The organism is Streptomyces sp. NPDC020490, from assembly GCF_044335305.1.
Classification (GTDB): Bacteria; Actinomycetota; Actinomycetes; order Streptomycetales; family Streptomycetaceae; genus Streptomyces.
In genome coordinates, this window is the sequence record NZ_JBIRUY010000034.1 from 11,974 (window position 1) to 32,495 (window position 20,522).

At 73.5% G+C, this 20,522-nt stretch carries 13 protein-coding genes; 8 read left to right on the plus strand and 5 right to left on the minus strand.

Going from position 1 to position 20,522, the window contains the following annotated elements; genetic code table 11:
* Nucleotides 1–27: 27 nt before the first annotated feature.
* The 3 genes from ACH4ZX_RS29930 to ACH4ZX_RS29940 all read right to left on the minus strand — a co-directional run bounded on the left by ACH4ZX_RS29930 (nt 28) and on the right by ACH4ZX_RS29940 (nt 5,757).
* Nucleotides 28–1,566: a DUF5719 family protein gene (locus ACH4ZX_RS29930; protein ID WP_398279402.1), complete on the minus strand. Its 1,539-nt coding sequence runs from the start codon at nt 1,564–1,566 to the stop codon at nt 28–30.
* Nucleotides 1,563–5,321: a glycosyltransferase gene (locus tag ACH4ZX_RS29935; protein WP_398279405.1), complete on the minus strand. Its 3,759-nt coding sequence runs from the start codon at nt 5,319–5,321 to the stop codon at nt 1,563–1,565. Before ACH4ZX_RS29935 ends, ACH4ZX_RS29930 begins: the two co-directional genes overlap by 4 nt.
* 172 nt (nt 5,322–5,493) lie before the next feature.
* Nucleotides 5,494–5,757, minus strand: a complete 264-nt coding sequence (locus ACH4ZX_RS29940) for a WhiB family transcriptional regulator (RefSeq protein ID WP_003975777.1) — start codon at nt 5,755–5,757, stop codon at nt 5,494–5,496.
* Nucleotides 5,758–6,417: 660 nt separating this feature from the next.
* Between ACH4ZX_RS29940 and ACH4ZX_RS29945 the strand changes: the two genes are divergently transcribed.
* The 4 genes from ACH4ZX_RS29945 (at nt 6,418) to ACH4ZX_RS29960 (ending at nt 10,495) form a co-directional block, all read left to right on the plus strand.
* Nucleotides 6,418–6,912: a cysteine dioxygenase gene (locus tag ACH4ZX_RS29945; RefSeq protein WP_398279408.1), complete on the plus strand. Its 495-nt coding sequence runs from the start codon at nt 6,418–6,420 to the stop codon at nt 6,910–6,912.
* A 104-nt stretch (nt 6,913–7,016) separates the two neighbouring features.
* Nucleotides 7,017–7,976, plus strand: a complete 960-nt coding sequence (gene cofD, locus ACH4ZX_RS29950) for a 2-phospho-L-lactate transferase (protein ID WP_398279411.1) — start codon at nt 7,017–7,019, stop codon at nt 7,974–7,976.
* Nucleotides 7,973–9,310, plus strand: a complete 1,338-nt coding sequence (locus ACH4ZX_RS29955; RefSeq protein WP_398279414.1) for a coenzyme F420-0:L-glutamate ligase — start codon at nt 7,973–7,975, stop codon at nt 9,308–9,310. Before cofD ends, ACH4ZX_RS29955 begins: the two co-directional genes overlap by 4 nt.
* A gap of 165 nt (nt 9,311–9,475) precedes the next feature.
* Complete coding sequence (locus tag ACH4ZX_RS29960) at nt 9,476–10,495, plus strand: DNA-3-methyladenine glycosylase family protein (RefSeq protein ID WP_398279417.1); 1,020 nt, start codon at nt 9,476–9,478, stop codon at nt 10,493–10,495.
* A 139-nt stretch (nt 10,496–10,634) separates the two neighbouring features.
* Here the strand turns inward: ACH4ZX_RS29960 and ACH4ZX_RS29965 are convergent, their stop codons facing one another.
* Nucleotides 10,635–11,717 carry a sugar phosphate nucleotidyltransferase gene (locus tag ACH4ZX_RS29965; RefSeq protein ID WP_398279420.1) on the minus strand — a complete coding sequence of 361 codons (1,083 nt, stop codon included), beginning with the start codon at nt 11,715–11,717 and terminating at the stop codon, nt 10,635–10,637.
* A gap of 131 nt (nt 11,718–11,848) precedes the next feature.
* A complete protein-coding gene (locus ACH4ZX_RS29970; RefSeq protein WP_398279423.1) occupies nt 11,849–13,333 on the minus strand; it encodes a peptidoglycan recognition protein in 1,485 nt (494 codons plus the stop codon).
* 129 nt (nt 13,334–13,462) lie between these two features.
* On the opposite strand from ACH4ZX_RS29970, the gene ACH4ZX_RS29975 reads away from it, so the two are divergent.
* The 4 genes from ACH4ZX_RS29975 to ACH4ZX_RS29990 all read left to right on the plus strand — a co-directional run bounded on the left by ACH4ZX_RS29975 (nt 13,463) and on the right by ACH4ZX_RS29990 (nt 20,486).
* On the plus strand, nt 13,463–14,218 hold the full coding sequence (locus ACH4ZX_RS29975; protein ID WP_398279426.1) for a TIGR03089 family protein: 756 nt from the start codon (nt 13,463–13,465) through the stop codon (nt 14,216–14,218).
* A 726-nt stretch (nt 14,219–14,944) separates the two neighbouring features.
* Complete coding sequence (locus ACH4ZX_RS29980) at nt 14,945–16,735, plus strand: LCP family protein (RefSeq protein WP_398279429.1); 1,791 nt, start codon at nt 14,945–14,947, stop codon at nt 16,733–16,735.
* A 77-nt stretch (nt 16,736–16,812) separates the two neighbouring features.
* Nucleotides 16,813–18,486: an LCP family protein gene (locus tag ACH4ZX_RS29985; protein ID WP_398279432.1), complete on the plus strand. Its 1,674-nt coding sequence runs from the start codon at nt 16,813–16,815 to the stop codon at nt 18,484–18,486.
* A 344-nt stretch (nt 18,487–18,830) separates the two neighbouring features.
* A complete protein-coding gene (locus ACH4ZX_RS29990; protein WP_398279435.1) occupies nt 18,831–20,486 on the plus strand; it encodes an LCP family protein in 1,656 nt (551 codons plus the stop codon).
* The last annotated feature ends 36 nt before the right edge of the window (nt 20,487–20,522 follow it).

Genomic DNA, 20,522 nt, shown 5'->3' on the forward strand with positions numbered 1-20,522 from the left:
CCTCTCGCCCGCCCGACAACCGCGGACCTACCGCTGCAGCACCGACAGGTCCTCCTCGGCCTCCGGCACCGCGACGGTGCCCCGGTCGTCGGGCAGGGTCTGCACGGTGAAGCCGGGCACTCCCTCCTCCGTCGCCGCCAGCGTGCGGGCCGCGTACACCGGGCCGCCGGACAGCGGCTCGACCGTCAGCGCGTACGTGCCCTTCAGTCCGTCGGGGACCGGGGCGTCGATGTCCTGCGTCGTACCGGCCTTGATCGTGAACGTCCGCGACACCGCCGTGCCGCCCTCGCTGCCCGCGGACGCGGTGACCTTCACGCGCGCGGTGCGGTCCGGCGCCGTGAGGGAGAGGGTCGAGCCCTTGCCGCTGTTGTCGGCGGCGGTCGCGCGCGTGCCGACCTGGCCGGCGGCCGGGATGAACGCCGTCTCCTGCTTGGCGCCCTTTCCGCGCACCACCCGCAGCGCCGCGACGACCGGCGCCGACTGCCCGGTGGGCGTCAGCACCAGCGAGCCGGCCTCGCCGCGGGTGACGTCGCCGAGGTCGACGGCGGTCGTCATGCCCGCCTTCACGTGCAGCGTCTCGTTCCCGGCGGGCGTGATCAGCCCGGACGGGGAGGCGAGCCGTACCTTCAGGTCGGCGTCCGCGTCGCCCGGCGCGAAGGCGATCAGGCGCACGGCCGTGGCGTCCTTCGGGATGCCGGGCAGGACCAGGCTGCCCGCCGGGTCCGTGGCCGCGGCCAGCCAGTCGCCGCCGAGCGTGTCGTCCAGGGCCTGCACGGCGGCGCCGACGCGTCCGCTGCGCACGTTGACGTGCAGGGTGAGGTTGGTCTGCTTCTCGTCGATGAGGGTGGACAGCAGGATCGGCTCGCTGGAGTGCGGCTGGACCGTGATGCCCTCGCCCACGGCCGACTTCAGGGCGCCGTCCTTGCCGTAGAGCTCGAGGTCGACGACGGCGGCGGAGTCGTCGGGGTTGGTCAGGTGCACGTAGTCGGTGCGGGCGGCGTCCGTGCTCGCGCCCGGGAACCAGAACTCCGTGTCCGGAGCTGTGCAGTTGAGGCCCTGCAGGCCGCGGCCGGCGCCCGCGGCGACCTCCGTGGTCTGCTGCACGGTCCAGCCGGGCGCGAACTTGCCCTCGGCGGTGCCCAGCAGCGCCGGCGCGTCGCCGCCCGAGGTGTCCCCGGTGGCCGGCGTGCCCGGCTTCTCGGGGGCGAGGACCGGCTTGCCGGCCTTCTTCTTGCCGCTGCCGGCACCCTTGCCGCTGTCGCTCTTGCCGCCCGTGCCGCCCGTCCCGTCGGCCGACTGCTCGGCGGCGGACTCCAGTTCGGCCTTGCCGGTGCTGCCGGTGCCCTTGGTGACGGGCGTGAACGACGTGTACGTCGTGTCGGCGAGGTCGGAGGAGCTGGGCGCCGGGCAGAGCAGGCTGGTGCGCTCCACGGGCAGCTCGGCGGCCGCCTTGGCGGTGTCCGTGCCCGTCGTGCCGGAGGCCCCGGGCGCGGTCAGCGAGGCGAACCCGGTGACGGCGGCCAGCGCGGCCGCGCCGGCGATCAGGGACAGGGTGGTGCGGTTCACTGCTGACTCCCGTCGGGGCGCTCAGGGGCGTGCGGGTGCTGCTGCGCCGGGTCGTAGGCGGGGTCGTAGCCCTGCGGGTACGACGACGGGTCGTACGCCGGGTCGTACGCCGGCTGCCCCGCGTACGGGTCGGGTGCCGCGTCGCCGTACCCGTACTGGTCGAGCTGCTCGTACTGGCCGCCCTCGTACGGGTCGGCGGGGTACGCCTGATCCGCCGGGTACGCCTGATCCGCCGGGTAGGTCTGGTCGGCCGGGTAGGTCTGGTCGGCCGCATACGTCTGGTCGTACGTGCCCGCCGGGTACTGCTGGGCGCCCTGGTACTGCTCGCCGCCGTACTCGCCGTATCCGGCGCCCGCGTAGGCGGCCTCGTCCCAGTCTCCGTAGGACTGCTGCTGCGGGACCGGCACGGGGGCCTCCTCCGCCGCCGGGAACTCCGGCTCCTGTTCGCCGCCCGTCTCCTCGGCCTCGGCATCGGCTTCGGCCTGGGCGCGCAGGCGGCGGGCGCGGCGGCCCTCGCCCTCGACGGCCTGGGCGGGGACGGCGGCCTCCTCCTCGGGGAGGTCGTCGTCGACGTCGCGGCGCCGGCCGGGCAGGGCGAGGACGACGAGGACGACGGCGAGCGAGCCCTGCGCCCACAGCCAGGCGGTGTGGCCGATCGGGGCGTCGAAGGTGACGTCCAGCCTGCCGCCGGAGGCGGGGAGTTCGAAGCCCTGGGCCCAGCCGTCGACCGTGGTGCGGGTGAGCGGCCTGCCGTCCAGGGTGGCCGTCCAGCCCTCGGCGGCGGTGTCGGCGAGGCGCAGGACGCGCCCGTCGGAACCGGCCGGGACCGTGGTGTGGATCTCGACGGGCCCGGCGGCGACGGGCTGCGGGGTGCCGGAGCCGGAGGCGCTGACGATGGTGGCGCGCGCGACCTCCTGGTCGACCCGCCACAGGGCGCCGCCGTCCTGCTGGCTCAGGCGGGAGAGGCCGGGCGTGGCGTCCAGGACCCGGGTGACCTCGCGGGGCGCGCCCTTGTGGACCAGGACGTAGCGGACCGCGAACTTGCCGAGCTGGTCGGCCTGGTCGGCGCCGGAGCCGGCGACGAGGTTGGCGACGACCTTGTCGAGCCTGCCGTTGCCGCCGCCGGCCGCGGCGAGTTCGGCGTCGCCGAGGCGGGCGCCGGAGCCGCGGACGAGGGTGTAGGCGACGTGGGCCGTGGAGTCGCTGTCCAGCACGAGCGTGCGGGGCTGGTCGCGGGTGCCGCTCTCCTCGGCGACGAACGCCGGCACCTGTACCGGGTCGCGCCGTTCAAGCGGGTCGCCGGCACCGCGGATCATCCAGCCGGCGGCGGCCACCAGCGGGCCCACGGCGCAGGCGAGCGCGATCAGCGCGGCCACCGGCTGGCGCCAGCCGAAGCTCTGCTCGGCCACCCGGGCGCGTGCCCCGTCGGCGCCCAGCAGGGCGGCGGACAGCAGGGCGAGGCCGTAGACCAGGGTGGCGGGGCCGGCCCAGGCCGAGCCGTTGGACAGCGCGGCGAAGACGAGGCCCACCAGGGCGACCGCCCAGGCCGTCCAGATGCCGAACTGCCGCTCGGAGCGCAGCAGCGCGGCCAGCGCGGCCGCCACGATCCCGATCAGCGTCAGCCCGCCTACCGTGCCCGGGCCGCCGGGGCTCGTGCCCAGCAGGTCGAGCGCGGAGGCGGCCGAGGCGCCGTAGGTGAGGCCGGCCTCCTTGAAGAAGCCGAACGGCAGCAGGGACAGCGACCAGGGCGCGAGCACCAGCAGGGGGGTGCCGAGCTGGGCCAGGAAGCGCAGGGCGTTGGCGGTGATGTCGGCGCGGCGCACGGCCAGCAGGGCGATGCCGAGGACCAGCGCGACGGGCCACACGATCGGCGTGAACGCGGTGGTGATCGTCAGCAGCAGCGCGTACGCCCAGGTGGCACGCCAACTGCCGCGTGCGCCGGAGGTGTTGGCCAGGCCGGCCGCGGCGACGCCCGCACGGGCGAGGAGCGGCAGCAGCACGGCCAGCACGGCGGTGCCGATGTGGCCGCCGGCGAGCGCGCCGGTGGCGGCGGGCAGGAAGGCGTAGAAGACGGCCGCCCAGGCGCGCAGCAGGCGCGACTCGACGAGCGGGCGGGAGGCGAAGTACGCGGTGCAGCCGGCCAGCGGTACCGAGCCGACGAGCAGGACGGTGACCGCGAGCCCGGTCGAGCCGAACAGCGCGGAGGCGAGCAGCGCGACGATCGCGAGGTAGGGCGGCGCGGACGGGGTGCCGCCGGCGCCCACCGGGTGCCAGGCGTCGAGGTAGCGCGACCACAGTTCGCCGGCGTCGGCCGGGGCGGGCAGCAGGGCGCCGCCGGAGAGCGCGCCGCCGCCGAGGAGAGCGCGGCAGGCGGCCAGGGAGACGAGCAGCAGCACCACGAAGAGCATCGGGCCGGGCTTGCGGGCGATGCGCTTGAGCCGGGCGAACTGCTCGATCTCCAGGAAGTCGGCGTCGTCGCCGCCGGGGCCGGACTCGATGCCGCCGCCGTGGCGCCCCGCGCCGGAGGTGGCCTCGGGGTCGGAGCGGCCGACGAGGTCGCCCGCGACCTGTTCGACGGTGGCGCGCACGGTGGCGCCGGGCGGCGGGAACAGCGCCCGCAGTTCGCCCTTGTCGATCTGCGGGGCGCCGCGTCTGCGCCGTCCGGCGATGATCCGCTCGGGCCGCAGCAGGGTGCCCAGCAGGCCGCGGATCTCGTCGAGGGCCTGTCCGGGGACCTTGCCGACGAGGTAGGCGACGGTGCGTACGAGCGTGCCGAGCACCAGGCGCAGCAGCACCCACGGCAGCACGGCGGTCCGCGCGTTGACGAGGAGGGTGTAGACGGCGCCCGCCTTGTCGACCTTGTGCGGGGAGGCGGCGGTGCGGCCCACGCAGTCGACGGTGCGGCGCTCGCGGGAGGCGGCCTCGGCGTGCCGTACGACGGCGTCGGGGGCGACGAGGACGCGGTGGCCGGCGGCGGTGGCGCGCCAGCACAGGTCGACGTCGTCGCGCATCAGGGGCAGCCGCTTGTCGAAGCCGCCGAGCCGTTCGAAGACGTCGCGGCGCACCAGCATGCCGGCGGTGGACACCGACAGCACGGCGCGCACGTGGTCGTGCTGGCCCTGGTCCTGTTCGCGGCGGTCCAGGCCGGTCCAGCGGCGGCCGGAGTTGGCGATGGTGACGCCGACCTCCAGCAGTTGCCGTTTGTCGTACCAGCCGCGCAGTTTGGGGCCGACGACGGCCACGTCGTCGCGGCCGAGCTCCAGTTCGTTGTCCACGACGCGCAGCAGCTGGGCCAGGGCGTCGGGTTCGGGGGCGCAGTCGTCGTGCAGCAGCCACAGCCACTGGACCGGTTCGCCGTACGGCAGTTCCGGCATGTCGTAGGCGTCGTCGCGCCAGGTGCGCGTGACGGGGTCCCAGCCGCTGGGCCGTTTCAGGTACGGCAGCTCGTCCGTGGTGAGGACGGGCGCGGTGCGGCTCGCCTCCTCGACGGCCTGGCCGAAGCCGGTGCGCCGGGCGAGGTGGAGCACGCGGTCGGCGCCGAGGGCGTCGGTGAGCAGCTGGGCGGAGTCGTCGGCGCTGCCGGTGTCGGCGCCCATGACGCACTGGACGGGGCGCTCCTGGCCGAGCAGCCCGGCGAGCGCGTCGGGGAGCCAGCGGGCACCGTCGTGGGAGACGAGCACCGCGGTCACCACATGACGCGGGAACTCAGGTGTGGCAGCGTGGTCGTGGGCTGCCGTGTGGCTGTGCACGGACATCGAGGTACGGGCCCCGGTTCGATGGACTGCGGTGGACGCCTGCGGCCCGTGGGGGCGGTGAGGCGTCTCGGACGAGCGACCACACTATCGGCTGTGCATGGAAGCGGCCCGCCGTCTGTGGACAACCTGGGCGACGGGCCGTTCGGTTCGGGTGCGGGCGGGTGCGCCCGGGTCAGACGGCGGCCTTCTTCAGCCTGCGGCGCTCCCGCTCCGACAGGCCGCCCCAGATGCCGAACCGCTCGTCGTTGGCGAGGGCGTACTCGAGGCACTCGGAACGGACCTCGCAGGCGAGGCAGACCTTCTTGGCCTCACGGGTGGAGCCGCCCTTCTCGGGGAAGAACGACTCGGGGTCGGTCTGGGCGCACAGCGCGCGCTCCTGCCAGCCGAGTTCCTCGTCCGCGTCGTCGACCAGCAGTTGCTGCACCAGCTCGGTCATGTGCGCCCCTCTGTCTTTCGCGTCCCCGTGATGTAGCCGTAACCGATTCCGGCTGAACGACACGAGTGAAATTACAAGTGTGCTGCTCCGGGCGAGTCAAGCCGAGATCTGCTATTGGGCCCCTTATTCACTCTGCGGAACCAAGGCCATGCGGAAAGTGTTCAAATAGGCATAAACCTTGACATGCAGGCGGGGCCCGACGGGCCCCCGACCCCGCACACGGGCCTGTACGAGGAAGGACGCCCAGAGCTTCGATCTCGTTCCACGCGCGCCGCGAAGCAAACCGGATCACGTTCGGATCACAGGATCACAACGAGGCCCGGGCACCCGGCTGTGCCCATGTGCCCTGACGGCATCCGGACAAACCTTTCACCTCGCGCATGAACCGGATGAGGTGAAACAGGTCCCACATACCGGGCGTCAGGTTGACAGCGGAGGTGTGAACCGATGTGCTTGTGGGCATGCTCGCGAATCCGGCACTCACCTCGACCCGCACCGCCGGGTCCCACGGTGCTGCCCGCGCTCGCTGTAGCTGTCGCTGTTCCGGCTGTTGAGCCACACCCGCTCCGGCTGTCGGCCGTGTCGTCCGCGACCCGGCTCCCGTTCCCTCTGGCATTCCGGCCCTTTGGCCTTCCTTCACTGAGGAACCACCGCACTCCTATGAACAGCGACAGCGACCTCCAGATCGCCGGCGACATCCTCGAAGTCCCCCACCTGCTGCAGCCCCCGCGCGAGCACCCGGCCACCGTCGCCGACTTCGTCGGCCTGGCCCGCTCCATCGCCGCCGACCGCTCCCAGTGGGAGCACCTCGTCCGGTACGACGCCACCACGCGCTGGTACCACCGGCTGCGCACCGGACCGGGCTACGAGGTGTGGCTGCTGTCCTGGGTGCCGGGGCAGGGCAGCGGGCTGCACGACCACGGCCGTTCCTCCGGCGTGCTGACGCTGCTGGAGGGCACGCTGACCGAACGGACCGAGCGCGGCACGCGCGCGCTGCGGGCGGGGGCCCAGCGCGTGTTCGCCCCGGGCTACGTGCACGAGGTCGTCAACGACGCCCTGGAGCCGGCGGTCAGCCTGCACGTGTACTACCCCGGACTGACGGAGATGCCCATGCACACCTCCGCGGCCTGCGAGACGCGTCCGGTGACCGCCTGACCCGTGGCCGCGCCCGCCCGCGGGGCCGGCCGGCCCGCCACCGGTCCCGTCACCGGTCCCACCACCCGGCAACGAGTCGGCCCGGCGGCTGACACACTGTTTTCATGCGCATTGTGGTTCTGGCAGGCGGCATCGGCGGTGCCCGGTTCCTGCGCGGCCTGAAGAAGGCCGCACCGGACGCGGACATCACCGTCATCGGCAACACCGGGGACGACATCCACCTCTTCGGGCTGAAGGTCTGCCCGGACCTCGACACGGTGATGTACACGCTCGGCGGCGGCATCAACGAGGAGCAGGGGTGGGGGCGGGCCGACGAGACCTTCCACCTCAAGGAGGACCTCGCGGCGTACGGCGTGGGGCCGGAGTGGTTCGGGCTCGGCGACCGGGACTTCGCCACGCACATCGTGCGGACGCAGATGCTCGGCGCCGGATATCCGCTGAGCGCGGTGACCGAGGCGCTGTGCGACCGGTGGCAGCCGGGTGTGCGGCTGATCCCGATGACCGACGACCGCGTCGAGACGCACGTCGCCGTGGAGATCGACGGCGAGCGCAAGGCGATCCACTTCCAGGAGTACTGGGTGCGCCTGCGGGCCTCGGTCCCGGCGGAGGCGGTCGTCCCGGTCGGCGCCGAGCAGGCCAAGCCCGCGCCGGGCGTCCTGGAGGCGATCGCGGAGGCGGACGTCGTGCTGTTCCCGCCGTCGAACCCGGTCGTCTCGATCGGCACGATCCTCGCCGTGCCCGGCATCCGCGAGGCGATCGCCGACGCGGGGGTGCCGGTGGTCGGCCTCTCCCCCATCGTCGGGGACGCGCCCGTGCGCGGCATGGCCGACAAGGTCCTCGCCGCGGTGGGCGTGGAGTCCACGGCCGCCGCGGTGGCCGAGCACTACGGCTCCGGAATGCTGGACGGCTGGCTCGTCGACACCGTGGACGCCGGGGCGGTGGACCGCGTGGAGGCGGCCGGCATCCGGTGCCGGGCGGTGCCGCTGATGATGACCGACCTCGACGCGAGCGCGCGGATGGCCCGCGAGGCGCTCGCCCTGGCGGAGGAGGTGCGGGGGGCGTGAGCGGAGCACCCGCCGACGGTTACCGGGTCTGGGCGGTGCCCGGACTGCCCGAGGTCGCCCCCGGCGACGACCTGGCCAAGCTGATCGCCGCCGCCGAGCCCGGGCTGGCCGACGGCGACGTGCTGCTCGTCACCTCGAAGATCGTGTCCAAGGCGGAGGGCCGCGTGGTCGAGGCGGCCGACCGGGAGGCCGCCATCGACGCCGAGACGGTCCGGGTGGTGGCGCGGCGCGGGCCGCTGCGCATCGTGGAGAACCGGCAGGGCCTGGTCATGGCCGCCGCCGGTGTCGACGCCTCCAACACCCCCGCCGGGACGGTGCTGCTGCTGCCCGAGGACCCGGACGCCTCCGCGCGCGCGATCCGCGCGGGGCTGCGCGCCGCCCTCGGCGTCGACGTCGGCGTCCTGGTCACCGACACCTTCGGGCGGCCCTGGCGCGCGGGGCTGACGGACGTCGCCATCGGCGCCGCCGGCGTGCGCGTGCTGGACGACCTGCGCGGCGGCACGGACGCCCACGGCAATCCGCTCAGCGCCACCGTCGTCGCCACGGCCGACGAACTGGCCGCCGCGGGCGACCTGGTCAAGGGCAAGGCCGCCGGGCGGCCCGTCGCCGTCGTGCGCGGGCTGGCACACCTGGTCGGCGGCGACACCGGGGCCTCCGGAGACAACGGGGAGCACGGAGAGGGGGCGCGGGCCATGGTGCGCGACGCGCGCGACGACATGTTCCGGCTGGGCACCTCCGAGGCGGTACGGCTGGCGGTCACCCAGCGCCGTACCGTGCGGGCCTTCACCGACGAGCCGGTCGACCCCGGTGCCGTGCGCCGGGCGGTGGCCGCGGCGGTGACCGCGCCGGCGCCGCACCACACCACGCCGTGGCGGTTCGTGCTGCTGGAGTCCGAGGAGTCGCGGACGCGACTGCTGGACGCGATGCGCGACGCCTGGATCGCCGACCTGCGGCGCGACGGCAAGACCGAGGAGTCCATCGCCAAGCGGGTCCGCCGCGGGGACGTGCTGCGCAACGCGCCGTACCTGGTGGTGCCGTGCCTGGTGGCGGACGGGGCGCACAGCTACGGCGACGCCCGGCGGGACGGCGCCGAGCGGGAGATGTTCGTCGTCGCCGCCGGCGCGGGCGTGCAGAACCTCCTGGTCGCGCTGGCCGGGGAGCGGCTGGGGTCGGCGTGGGTGTCGTCGACGATGTTCTGCCGGGACGTCGTGCGCGAGGTGCTGGACCTGCCCGGGGACTGGGACCCGATGGGGGCGGTGGCGGTCGGGCATCCGGCCGAGGAGCCGCGGCCCCGGCCGGAGCGGGACGCGGAGGCGTTCATCGAGGTGCGGTGACGCCTTCGGCGAGAAGCGGTACGGGCCGCCGGGGCGTCTGCGAGGTGCGGTGCGGCGTTCGGCGAGATGCCGTGCGGGCTGTCCGGGTGCGTCCACGGGGTGCGGTGCGGGTCGCCGGGTGCGTCTACCCTCGTAGGGCCCCTCCGACATCCCGGGACTTCATTCGTGGCAGGACGTTTCGCTCCCCGGCCTCCCCGGCCCACGCGTACGACGGTGCGCGGCGGGCATGTCGCCGTGCCCGCGCCCGCCGGGGCGCCGCGCCCCGCCGCCGCTGCGGGGCGGGTACGGACGGTGGTGCCGGACGGGCCGCTGGACCTCGGCCTGGTGCTGGGGCCGCTGCGGCGCGGGCCGGCCGATCCGACGTTCCGGGCGATGCCCGACGGGTCCGTGTGGCGGGCCAGTCAGACCCCGGCCGGGCCGGGGACGCTGCGGGTGACCGCGCACGCCGGCGAGGTGCGCGGGGAGGCGTGGGGGCCGGGGGCCGAGTGGCTGCTGGAGCAGTTGCCGCAGCTGCTCGGGGCCGCGGACGACCCGGACGCCTTCGCGCCCCGGCACCGCGTGGTGGCCCTGGCGCGGCACCGGCGGCCGGGGCTGCGGCTGACGCGGACCGGGCTGGTGCTGGAGTCGCTGATCCCGTCGGTCCTGGAGCAGAAGGTCACCACCGACGAGGCGTACCGGGCCTGGCGGCTGCTGGTGCGCAAGTACGGCGAGCCGGCGCCGGGGCCCGCGGCGGGCGGCCGGCTGTGGGTGATGCCGGCGCCGCGGACGTGGGCGCTGATCCCGTCCTGGGAGTGGCACCGCGCCGGGGTCGACAACAAGCGGGCGTCGACGATCCTGCGGGCCGTGCGGGTCGCCGCGCGGCTGGAGGAGGCGGCCGGGATGGCGCCGGAGGCCGCGCGGGCCCGGCTGGAGGCCGTACCGGGGATCGGGCCGTGGACGTCGGCGGAGACGGTGCAGCGCAGCCATGGGGCGCCGGACGCGGTGACCGTGGGGGACCTGCACCTGCCGGGGATCGTGGGGTGGGCGCTGGCCGGGAACCGGGACGCGGACGACTCGGTGATGCTGGAGCTGCTCGAGCCGTACGCGGGGCAGCGGCACCGGGCGGCCCGGCTGATCCTGCTGAGCGGGCGGACACCGCCGAGGCGGGCGCCGCGGATGCCGCGGGGGGACATCGGGAGGCTGTGACACGGGCTACGCCGGCGTCACAGCCTCCCAGGGCGGGGGCCGCGCCCGCGTCACAGCCTCGGGGCGGGGGCCGCACCCCCGCATCGGCCTGAACGGCCTCGTCCTCGAACGCCGGACGGGCTGATGCGCCCGTCCGGGTTCACCGGTCCGAGGAGAAGCGCAGCGCCCCCGCCGGGATCCGCGCGTCGCACCACACCCGCACGCCGTCGCGCAGTTCGTTGTCGGCGCCGACGACCGCGCCGTCGCCGATGACCGTGCCGGTGAGCACGGAGCGCTCGCCGACGCGGGCGCGGGTGCCGATGAGCGAGTCGGTGACGACGGCGCCGGGCTCGATCACGGCGCCGGGCAGGATCGTCGAGCCGAAGACGCGGGCGCCCTCCGCCACGAACGCGCCCTCGCCCACCACCGTGCCGCCCGTCAGCTTCGCGTCGGGGGCGACCCTGGCCGTCGGCAGGATCAGGCGGTCCCCGCAGCGGCCGGGGACCGCGGGCGACGGGGCGCGGCCGAGGACCAGGTCCGCCGAACCGCGCACGAAGGCGGCCGGCGTGCCCAGGTCCAGCCAGTACGTGGAGTCGACCATGCCCTGCAGGTGCGCCCCGGCCGACAGCAGGTCGGGGAACGTCTCGCGCTCCACCGAGACCGGGCGGCCGGACGGGATGGTGTCGATGACCGAGCGGCGGAAGACGTACGCCCCCGCGTTGATCTGGTCGGTGACGATCTCCTCGGGGGTCTGCGGCTTCTCCAGGAACGCCAGGACGCGGCCGGTGCCGTCGGTGGGGACCAGGCCGTAGGCGCGTGGGTCGGTGACCTTCGTCAGGTGCAGGGAGACGTCCGCGCCGGTCGTCTCGTGGGCGGCGACCAGCCTGCGGATGTCGAGGCCGGTGAGGATGTCGCCGTTGAAGACCAGGACCGGGTCGTCGGGGCCGGAGTGGAGGCGGGAGGCGACGTTGCGGATGGCTCCGCCCGTGCCGAGGGGCTCCTCCTCGGTCACGTACTCGAGGTGGAGGCCGAGAGACGAGCCGTCGCCGAAGTACGGCTCGAAGACCTCGGCCAGGTAGGAGGTGGCCAGGACGATGTGCTCGACGCCGGCGGCTCTCGCTCTCGCCAGCTGGTGTGTGAGGAAGGGGACCCCGGCCGCCCGGACCATGGGCTTCGGCGTGTGCACGGTGAGCGGCCGCAGCCGCGTGCCCTTGCCGCCGACCAGGAGGATCGCTTCTGTCACCTGTCGTCTCTGCTTCCTGCCGGGACCGGCCGAACTGTCCTTCGGCCGGCCAGTGTGTGCAGACCGTCGTGCGACGCCTTCGACGGCCGTACGGCCTGCCGCGGTTCCGGCACCCGCCCGGACCCGCTCGGCTAACGCCCCTGGTAGCGCGCCGCGGTCGAGCGGGCCGTGCCGAGCTTGCGGTAGAGCTGCCGGCCCGGACACTCCGTCAGGAAGCCGTCACGGTGGCCGGAGATCACATTCAGTCGTACGTTCCTTCCTTTGCGGTAGAGATTGCCACCGGCGGACTTCAGGTATGTCTTGCCGCGCGGATTGCCGCCCCACAGGCCGAGCTTCCACGCCGTCAGCCGGGCGATGGCCCGCAGCGCGGCCGCGGGCGGCTTGTGCGAGCCGAAGGTACCGAGGACGGCGATCCCCATGCTGTTGCTGTTGAAGCCGAGGGTGTGGGCGCCCATGACCGGCTTCGCGACCCCTCCGGCACGGCCCTCGTAGATGTTTCCGCACTTGTCGACGAGGAAGTTGTAGCCGATGTCCCGCCAGCCCATGCTGCGGACGTGGTAGCGGTAGATGCCGCGGATGACGGAGGCCGCCTGGGAGCAGCTGTACCCGTTGCCGGTCGCCGTGTGGTGCACGAAGGCGGCCTTCACCTTCTTCGTGAAGACGAACCCCCCTTCGCGCAGCCCCTCGTCCGCGCCCCAGCCGCGCCGGGTGACGATCCTCGGGCGCGGCCCGATGTACGGCTTCGCCCGCTGAGTCGACGTCAGCCCGCCCGCGCGCAGCGCCGACATCTCCCGCACGGTGGCGGCCCTGTCCAGCGCGGGGATCTCGGTGGCGCCGAGCGGGGCGAGTCCGGCGTTGGCGGCGGAGGCGGCGACGGCCGGTCCGGTGAGCGGGCGGGCAGCCGCCGGGGCGCCGCGGTGCACGGCCGGGGCGGCCCCGCGCGCGGGGGACGCGTCGCCCGGGTCGACGAGGTCCAGGCGCAGGCCCGAGGGCAGCGGGGAGGCGCCCGGCTCGGCGTGGGAGCCACGGCCGGTCTCTCCGGCGCGCGGCGCGCCCTCCGCCCGGACGCGCACCTCCACGCCGTCCGAGTCGCCCACCCACAGCGGCGCGGTGGAGCCGCGGACGCGGCCGGAGGCGCGCTCGGCGGTGCCGGGGTCGGCCGCGTCGTCGCTGTGCGTCTGCAGGGCCTGCCAGCCGGACCAGGCGCCGGTGCCGGCGGCGCGGGTGCGGACCTGGACCCGGCCGTGCAGGTCGGTGTCCGGGTCGTCCCAGACGACGCCGACCAGCGAGAAGTGCCGTACGTGGCGGCGGCCGAGCCCCTGCTCGGCGGCGGGGGCGGAGGTGGCCGAGCCGCGGCCGCGGGCCAGGGGGAACAGGCGCAGGGACTGGGTGCTGCCTGGCAGGTCGGAGGTCTCGGAGGCGCCGGACCGGGCGGTGGTCTCGGAGGCGCCGGACCGGGCGGCGGGCTCGGAGGCGGCGGACCGGGCGGCGGCCGGCACGGGCGCCGCACCGCCCGGTGCCGGCCCGCCCGGCGCGGCGGCCGCGGGCGGGGTGAGCGGGAGGGCGAGGGCGGCCGCGCAGGTGACGCCGATGGAGGAAACAAGGAATCCACGCATGCTCCGGATATTGAACAGATCAACCAGTACCTGTCCATTTGGGATTTGACGGGCCGTCGGCTGCCGTTCCCCCGAACCGGTGGCCCCGCCGCCCGGTGCCGGGCCCGGCGCACGCGTACGCTTGCCCGGGTGAACGCCAGCGACCGCACCCCCGCCGACCTGCTGTCTTCCGCGCTCGCCGCGGATCCCGGACGCCCCCTGGTGACGTTCTACGACGACGCCACGGGAGAACGGGTCGAACTGTCCGTGGCCACCTTCGCCAATTGGGTGGCCAAGACCGCCAACCTCCTCCAGGGCGACCTCGCCGCCGCGCCCGGCGACCGGGTCGCGCTGCTGCTGCCCGCGCACTGGCAGACCGCGGTGTGGCTGCTGGCGTGCGCCTCGGTGGGCGTGGTCGCGGACGTGGCCGGGGACCCGGCGGCGGCCGACGTCGTGGTGAGCGGGCCGGACACGCTGGAACGGGCGCGGGCGTGCGGCGGGGAGCGCGTCGCGCTGGCGCTGCGGCCGCTGGGCGGGCGGTTCCCGCAGCCGCCGGCCGGGTTCGCCGACTACGCCGTCGAGGCGCCGGGGCAGGGCGACCGGTTCGCGCCGTTCGTCCCGGTCGACCCCGAGGAGCCCGCGCTGATCGTGGCCGGGCGGGAGTTCAGCGCGGCCGAGGTGGTCGAGCGGGCGGCGGCGGAGGCACCGGGGCTGGGGCTGACCGGGCCCGGCTCGCGGCTGCTGTCCGGGCTGCCGTACGACACCTGGGAGGGGCTGAACGCGGGGCTGTACGCGCCGCTCGCGACCGGGGGGTCGGTGGTGCTGTGCCGGAACTTGGAGCGACTGGAGGAAGAGGCGCTGGCGAAGCGGGTGGAGAGCGAGCGGGTGACGGTCGTACGCCGCTGACCGGGGCCACCGGGCGGGTGCGGCCCACCCGTCCGGGGCAGCACCGGCCGCCGTCGGGACCCTCTCCGGGGCATGGTCGTGGGACCAGCACGCTCGCACGCCCCCAGGCGGACCCGGCGTGACCGGCACCGCGCGCACCCCGCGTCCCGGCGGCGGTTCTGCACGACATCTCCCCACAGCAGATGCGGTTCCTGGCCGCCGCGGACGCCGTGCGTCCATGACGCCGACCGCGACCGGCTCGTGGAACCCGAGGCGGAGAAACCGTTCGAACGGCTGCGCGGGGACGCGCCGGTGACGGTCGGCAAGGAAATTACCCAGCATTCCGCCACAAAAATTCCCAATTCGACCGCCCGTTCCTCCGCGACCCCACCGGCCGATTCGGGCCCGGACACGCATGCCCCCTCGCACGATTACCCCGAGGACGGCGCTTCTCCCCACCCGCGTTCCGCGGGAACACAGCCGTCGAGCAGACCTGCGAGTAAAGCGAACGCCAAGTCAGCGAACAGCCGTGTCAAGAAAGTCCACAGAAATGGGCGGATTGCCCAGTTGTAGGGACGTGGAATTTGTCACCGTCGTCGCTCCATGCCGAGCCGGGCGGATAGTGTGAGCGATCCGGTGCATCATCCGGCCACGAGGACACCCCCGGGGCCTGGCACTAGTGACCGAGACCCGAGCGTCTTTGAGGGGGAAGGCGCCGCGTGGCCCTGACGGAGGATTCGGACAACCGTGGACGCGCAAGGCCGTGGGCGGGCGGACAACATTGACCCCGCAGACCAGTGGGTACTCAATCCGAACACCGGCGAATACGAATTGCGACTGACCCCTTCCGGAGCGCAATCGGTTCCCGGTCCCCGCAGATCGGCTCCCGCCGACGCGGGCGGTCGTGGCACGCGCGGCCGGGGCGCCGACGGCCGGGGCACCGACGGCCGGGGCGCCGACGGCCGGGGCGCCGAGGGCCGTACGGCGGCCCCCGAGCGCGCCCCCGGACGGGACGTCCCCGCCCCGCGCAGACGGCGGAGCGAGCCCGAGGAGCCGCTGCCGGGCCGGCGCGGCCGCCGCCCGGCGAAGAAGAAGAACAAGGCCAAGCGGGTGGTGCTGTGGACCGGCGGCACCATGGCCTTCGTGCTGGTCGCCGCGGCGGGCGGCGCCTACCTGTACATCAAGCACCTCAACGACAACATCACGTCCGTCTCCGACGACGGCGCGAGCACCGGTGGCTTCAGCAAGGGCAAGGCGATCAACATCCTGCTGATCGGCACCGACAAACGCACCGGCAAGGGCAACGACAAGTACGGCGACAAGGACAGCGTCGGCCACGCCGACACCACGATCCTGCTGCACGTCTCCAAGGACCGCTCGAACGCGACGGCGCTGAGCATCCCCCGCGACCTGATCACCGACATCCCGGACTGCCCGACCAAGCTGGCCGACGGCACCGAGAAGGTCATCGCGGGCACGACGGGCGTCCGCTTCAACACCAGCCTCGGCCAGGACGAGCGCACGCCGAGCTGCGTCGCGCGGACCGTCACCGAGCTGACCGGCATCAAGCCGGACAACTTCATGGTCGCCGACTTCAACGCGGTCAAGACGCTGACCACCGCGGTGGGCGGGGTGGACGTCTGCCTCGGCAAGGACATCAACGACCCCGACTCGCACCTGAACCTGAAGAAGGGCATACGGCACATCCAGGGCGAGACCGCGCTCGCCTTCGTGCGCACCCGGCACGCGGTCGGCACCGGCGGCGACCTGAGCCGGATCACGCTGCAGCAGCAGTTCCTCAGCGCGCTGATGCGGAAGCTGAAGTCGAACGACACGCTCACCAGCCCGACGAAGATGATGAAGGTCGCCGAGGCGGGCACCAAGGCGCTGACCGTCGACTCCAACCTCGACAGCATCGGCAAGCTGAAGGACCTCGGCCTGGAACTGGGCAAGCTCAACCCGAAGAACCTGACGTTCACCACCGTGCCGGTGGACGACAACCCGGCCGAGACGGTGAAGGTGACCGTCGTGCCGAGGCCGGGCGCGGCGCAGCAGGTGTTCGACGCGATCAAGAACGACGTCTCCTTCACCGCGGTCAAGGCCAAGAAGAAGAAGGAGGCCGCCGCCGTCGCCGCCCGCCTCAAGGGCACCAAGTCCGCCGCCTCCGAGGTGCGGGTGCGGATCCTCAACGGCGGTGCCGAGTCCGGCAGCGCGCAGGCCGAGCTCAGCTACCTGCAGAACGACGCGGGCGTGCTGAAGTCCGAGAACGCGGGCAACGCGGGCAGCGAACAGGCGAAGACCACCCTCGAGTACGCCCCCGACCAGGCCGACCAGGCACGGCGGCTGGCCGCGATCCTCGGCCTGTCCGGCGCGCAGATGAAGCCGGGCAAGAGCGTGACCAACGACCAGGGGCTGCCGGCGATGACGCTGACCCTGGGCAAGGACTTCCCGGGGGCGGGGAAGTCGTACTCCGCGCCGGCCAAGGCGCCGGACGTCGACAACAAGACGACGGCCGACAAGGTTGAGTGCGCCAAGTGACGTGACGCGCCTGTCGTGCGTCTAACAGGACGTACGACAGGCCCGTTCGACGGGGTGCGGCTGGGGAAGGCGGGGGAATGGCGCAGAGCGGTGTGCGTGGGGAGGGAACGCGAGGGGGCGTTCCGCGGGCTTCGGACGGCCGGGGGGACACCCGGGAGGGGAGCACGCGGGAGGCGGACGGCTCCGGCAGATCCGGCAGCTCCGACACGGGGGCCACGGGGCGCGGTGGACGCCGCCGGGGCGCGCCGAAGCGGGGGCGGCGGGCGCTGAGATGGTCGGCGACCACTCTGGCGGTGCTGATACTCGGCACGGCCGGCGCCGGATACCTGTACTACCAGCACCTCAACGACAACCTCCACAAGGGCCAGCGCAACAGCGGCGACTCCAGGGCGCACAAGCCCGGGGCCAACGCGGCCGGGCAGACCCCGCTCAACATCCTGCTGATCGGCTCGGACAGCCGTAACTCCGACGAGAACGTGAAACTGGGCGGCGCCCGGTACGACCGCGGCAGCCCGCCGCTGGGCGACGTGCAGATGCTCATCCACCTGTCCGCGGACCGCAAGAGCGCCGCGATGGTGAGCATCCCGCGCGACACCCGCGTCGACATCCCCAAGTGCACCGACCCCGAGACGGGCAAGGTGTACCCGGCGGTCAACGACATCATCAACACCTCGCTGGCCCGCGGCGGCGCCGGCTGCACGCTGGCCACCTGGGAGAACCTCACCGGGGTCTACATCGACCACTGGATGACGATCGACTTCGCGGGCGTGGTGCGGATGGCCGACGCCGTCGGCGGCGTCGACGTGTGCGTGAACCAGAACGTGTGGGACCGCCCGACGGCCGCGGTGCCCGGCGGCTCCGGTCTGAAGCTGACGGCCGGCACCCACGAGGTCAAGGGCAAGCAGGCCCTGCAGTGGCTGCGCACCCGGCACGCCTGGGGCAGCGACCTGATGCGGGCCCGCGCCCAGCACATGTACCTGAACTCGATGATCCGCAAGCTCAAGGACCAGAACGTCTTCACCGACACCGGCCGGCTGACCGACCTCGCCGAGGCGGCCACCAAGTCCCTGTCGGTCTCCGAGGAGATCGGCACCGTCAAGAAGCTCTACGACCTGGGCGCGCAGCTGAAGTCGGTGCCCACGGACCGCATCACCTCGGTGACGATGCCGAACGTCCCGGACCCGGGCAACGCCGACCACGTCGTGCCGGACGGCGCGAGCGCCGAGCAGCTGTGGCGGATGCTGCGCGACGACGTGCCCCTCGACGACAAGGGCAAGAAGTCGGACTCGAAGAAGAAGACCTCGAAGGACAAGCCCACCAAGGCCCCTTCGGTGCCCGACGGCGAGATCGGCATCACGGTGCAGAACGCCACCGGGACCGCCACGCTCGGCCCGGTCTCCGGGCGCGCGGGCGCGATCGCCCAGGAGCTGGTGGGGAAGGGGTTCACGCAGGCGTCCAAGGACGCCACGGCGGGCCTGTCCGAGGACCGGACGGTGGTGCGCTACCCGAGCGCCGACCTGGAGGGCGACGCCCAGCGGGTCGCCACGTCGCTGGGGATCCCGCTGAGTTCGGTGAAACGGTCGACCGACGTCTCCCGGGTCACGGTCGTGGTCGGCGCCGACTGGCGTACGGGCACCGTGTATCCCAAGCAGTCCACGCCCGAGGCGGGCGACCTGCCCAAGGGCACCGACGCCATCAACGGCTCGGACAAGAGCCCCTGCATGGACGTGTACGCGCCCTACCGCTGGTAGCAGCGCAACCTCACGGGCCCGTCGTGTGTCTCCAGGACGTACGGCTGAGCCGTGCCGTGGCGTTCTGGCATGCCCGATCGGGCTGAAAGCAGGGGAAATCGGTGCAGAAGACGTGTGCGACGACGCGTGCTCGTGTCGAGGCCGGTACGCACGGGGATCCGGCCTCCGCCCGGTGACCCACAGCGAACTCCTAACCGGCTGCAGAATGATGAGGCGCGCTCACGTCCGAGAGCCCCGGGCAGTCCCACGTCCCACGGTGGAAACGAGGCCCGCACACGCTCCCGACCGAGCGGTCTCGGTGATCCACGGCGCGATGCCGGCGCAGGGGTGGAAAGGACAGGGAGTTGACGCGTAGCAGTGTGCGCGGAGAGGTCCCCGCGGTCGAGGACACCATGTCCCTCACGCCGCGGGACCAGGACCAGGACCAGGACCAGGACCAGGACACGCCGGCCGGGCGCGGCCGGGGTGGCGGCGGGCGGCGCGAAGCGGGCCCCGACGGTGACCGGCCGCGCCGCAGACGGCGCGTCCTGCGCTGGTCGGCGATGGTCCTGGCGGTGGTGATACTGGGCACCGCGGGTGCCGGGTACCTCTACTACCGGCATCTCAACGGCAACATCAAGAAGGACGACCTCAACATCGGCGACGCGAAGGACAGGGCGGCGAAGCCCAAGGCCAACGCGGCCGGGCAGACCCCGCTGAACATTCTGCTGATCGGCTCGGACGCGCGGAACAGCAAGGAGAACCAGAAGCTCGGCGGCGCCAAGGACACCTACAACACCGCCCCGCGCGCGGACGTCCAGATGCTGCTGCACCTGTCGGCGGACCGCACCAACATGTCGGTCGTGAGCATGCCCCGCGACACGCTCGTCGACATCCCGGAGTGCACCGACCCCGACAGCGGCAAGGTCTACGGGGCGCTCACGCAGGCGATGACGAACGACTCGCTGGGCCGTGGCGGGCCGGGCTGCACGGTCGCCACCTGGGAGAAGCTCACCGACATCCACATCGACCACTTCATGATGATCGACTTCGCGGGCGTGGTGTCGATGGCGGACGCGATCGGCGGCGTGCCGGTGTGCGTGGACGCCAACATCTACTCCCACACCTCCACCGGCCACGGTTCGGGCCTGAAGCTGGAGGAGGGCACGACGTACATCAAGGGCGAGCAGGCCCTGCAGTGGCTGCGCACCCGGTACGGCTTCGAGGACAACACCGACATCGCCCGCGCCCGCGCCCAGCACCAGTACATGAACGCGATGGTCCGCCAGCTGCGCGAGAACGCGACGCTCAGCAGCCCGAACAAGCTGCGCAAGCTCGCCGAGACGGCCACCGAGGCGCTGACCGTCGACGACGGCCTCGGCACGGTGACCAAGCTGTACGACCTGAGCAAGGAGCTCAAGAAGGTCCCCACCAAGCGCATCACCATGACGACGATGCCGTGGCAGTACTCGGCGAACGACAGCGGCCGGGTGGTGCCCAGGCCCGGTGACGCGGCGAAGCTGTTCCGGCTGGTCCGCGAGGACATCGCGCTCGACGGCGAGGACAAGAAGAAGTCCGCGAAGGACAAGAAGTCCTCGGACCCGGCCGCGGCGGACGACGAGATCGCGGTGCAGGTGCGGAACGGCACCCGTACCGACATCGAGGCACCGGTCGCCGGGCGGGCGTCCGACATCGCGCGGCTGCTGGTGGGCGAGGGCTTCACGCAGGCGGCGGCGGACGCCTCGGCCGGCGCCGGCGAGGACACCACGGTGGTCCGCTACCCGAACGCGGACCTGGAGGGCGACGCCCAGCGGGTGGCCGAGGCGCTCGGCATCCCGTTGTCGTCGGTGGAGAAGTCGACGGACGTGTCCGGGGTCACCCTGATCGTCGGCGCGGACTGGCGCTCGGGCACGAAGTACACCGCCGGGCAGGAGGACGACTCGATCCCGGACTCGGCGCAGGCCATCAACGGGTCCGACAAGAAGCAGTGCATGCACGTCAACCCGGACTACACCTGGTAGTCCGGGCGGGCCGCCGAGCGGTCCGCGGTGCCCGGT

Excerpts from the sequence above, each read along its gene's own strand:
- ACH4ZX_RS29935 (WP_398279405.1), bottom strand. The coding sequence starts at position 5,321 with ATGTCCGTGCACAGCCACACGGCAGCCCACGACCACGCTGCCACACCT.
- ACH4ZX_RS29940 (WP_003975777.1), bottom strand. The coding sequence starts at position 5,757 with ATGACCGAGCTGGTGCAGCAACTGCTGGTCGACGACGCGGACGAGGAA.
- ACH4ZX_RS29945 (WP_398279408.1), top strand. The coding sequence starts at position 6,418 with ATGAACAGCGACAGCGACCTCCAGATCGCCGGCGACATCCTCGAAGTC.
- cofD (WP_398279411.1), top strand. The coding sequence starts at position 7,017 with ATGCGCATTGTGGTTCTGGCAGGCGGCATCGGCGGTGCCCGGTTCCTG.
- ACH4ZX_RS29970 (WP_398279423.1), bottom strand. The coding sequence starts at position 13,333 with ATGCGTGGATTCCTTGTTTCCTCCATCGGCGTCACCTGCGCGGCCGCC.
- ACH4ZX_RS29985 (WP_398279432.1), top strand. The coding sequence starts at position 16,813 with ATGGCGCAGAGCGGTGTGCGTGGGGAGGGAACGCGAGGGGGCGTTCCG.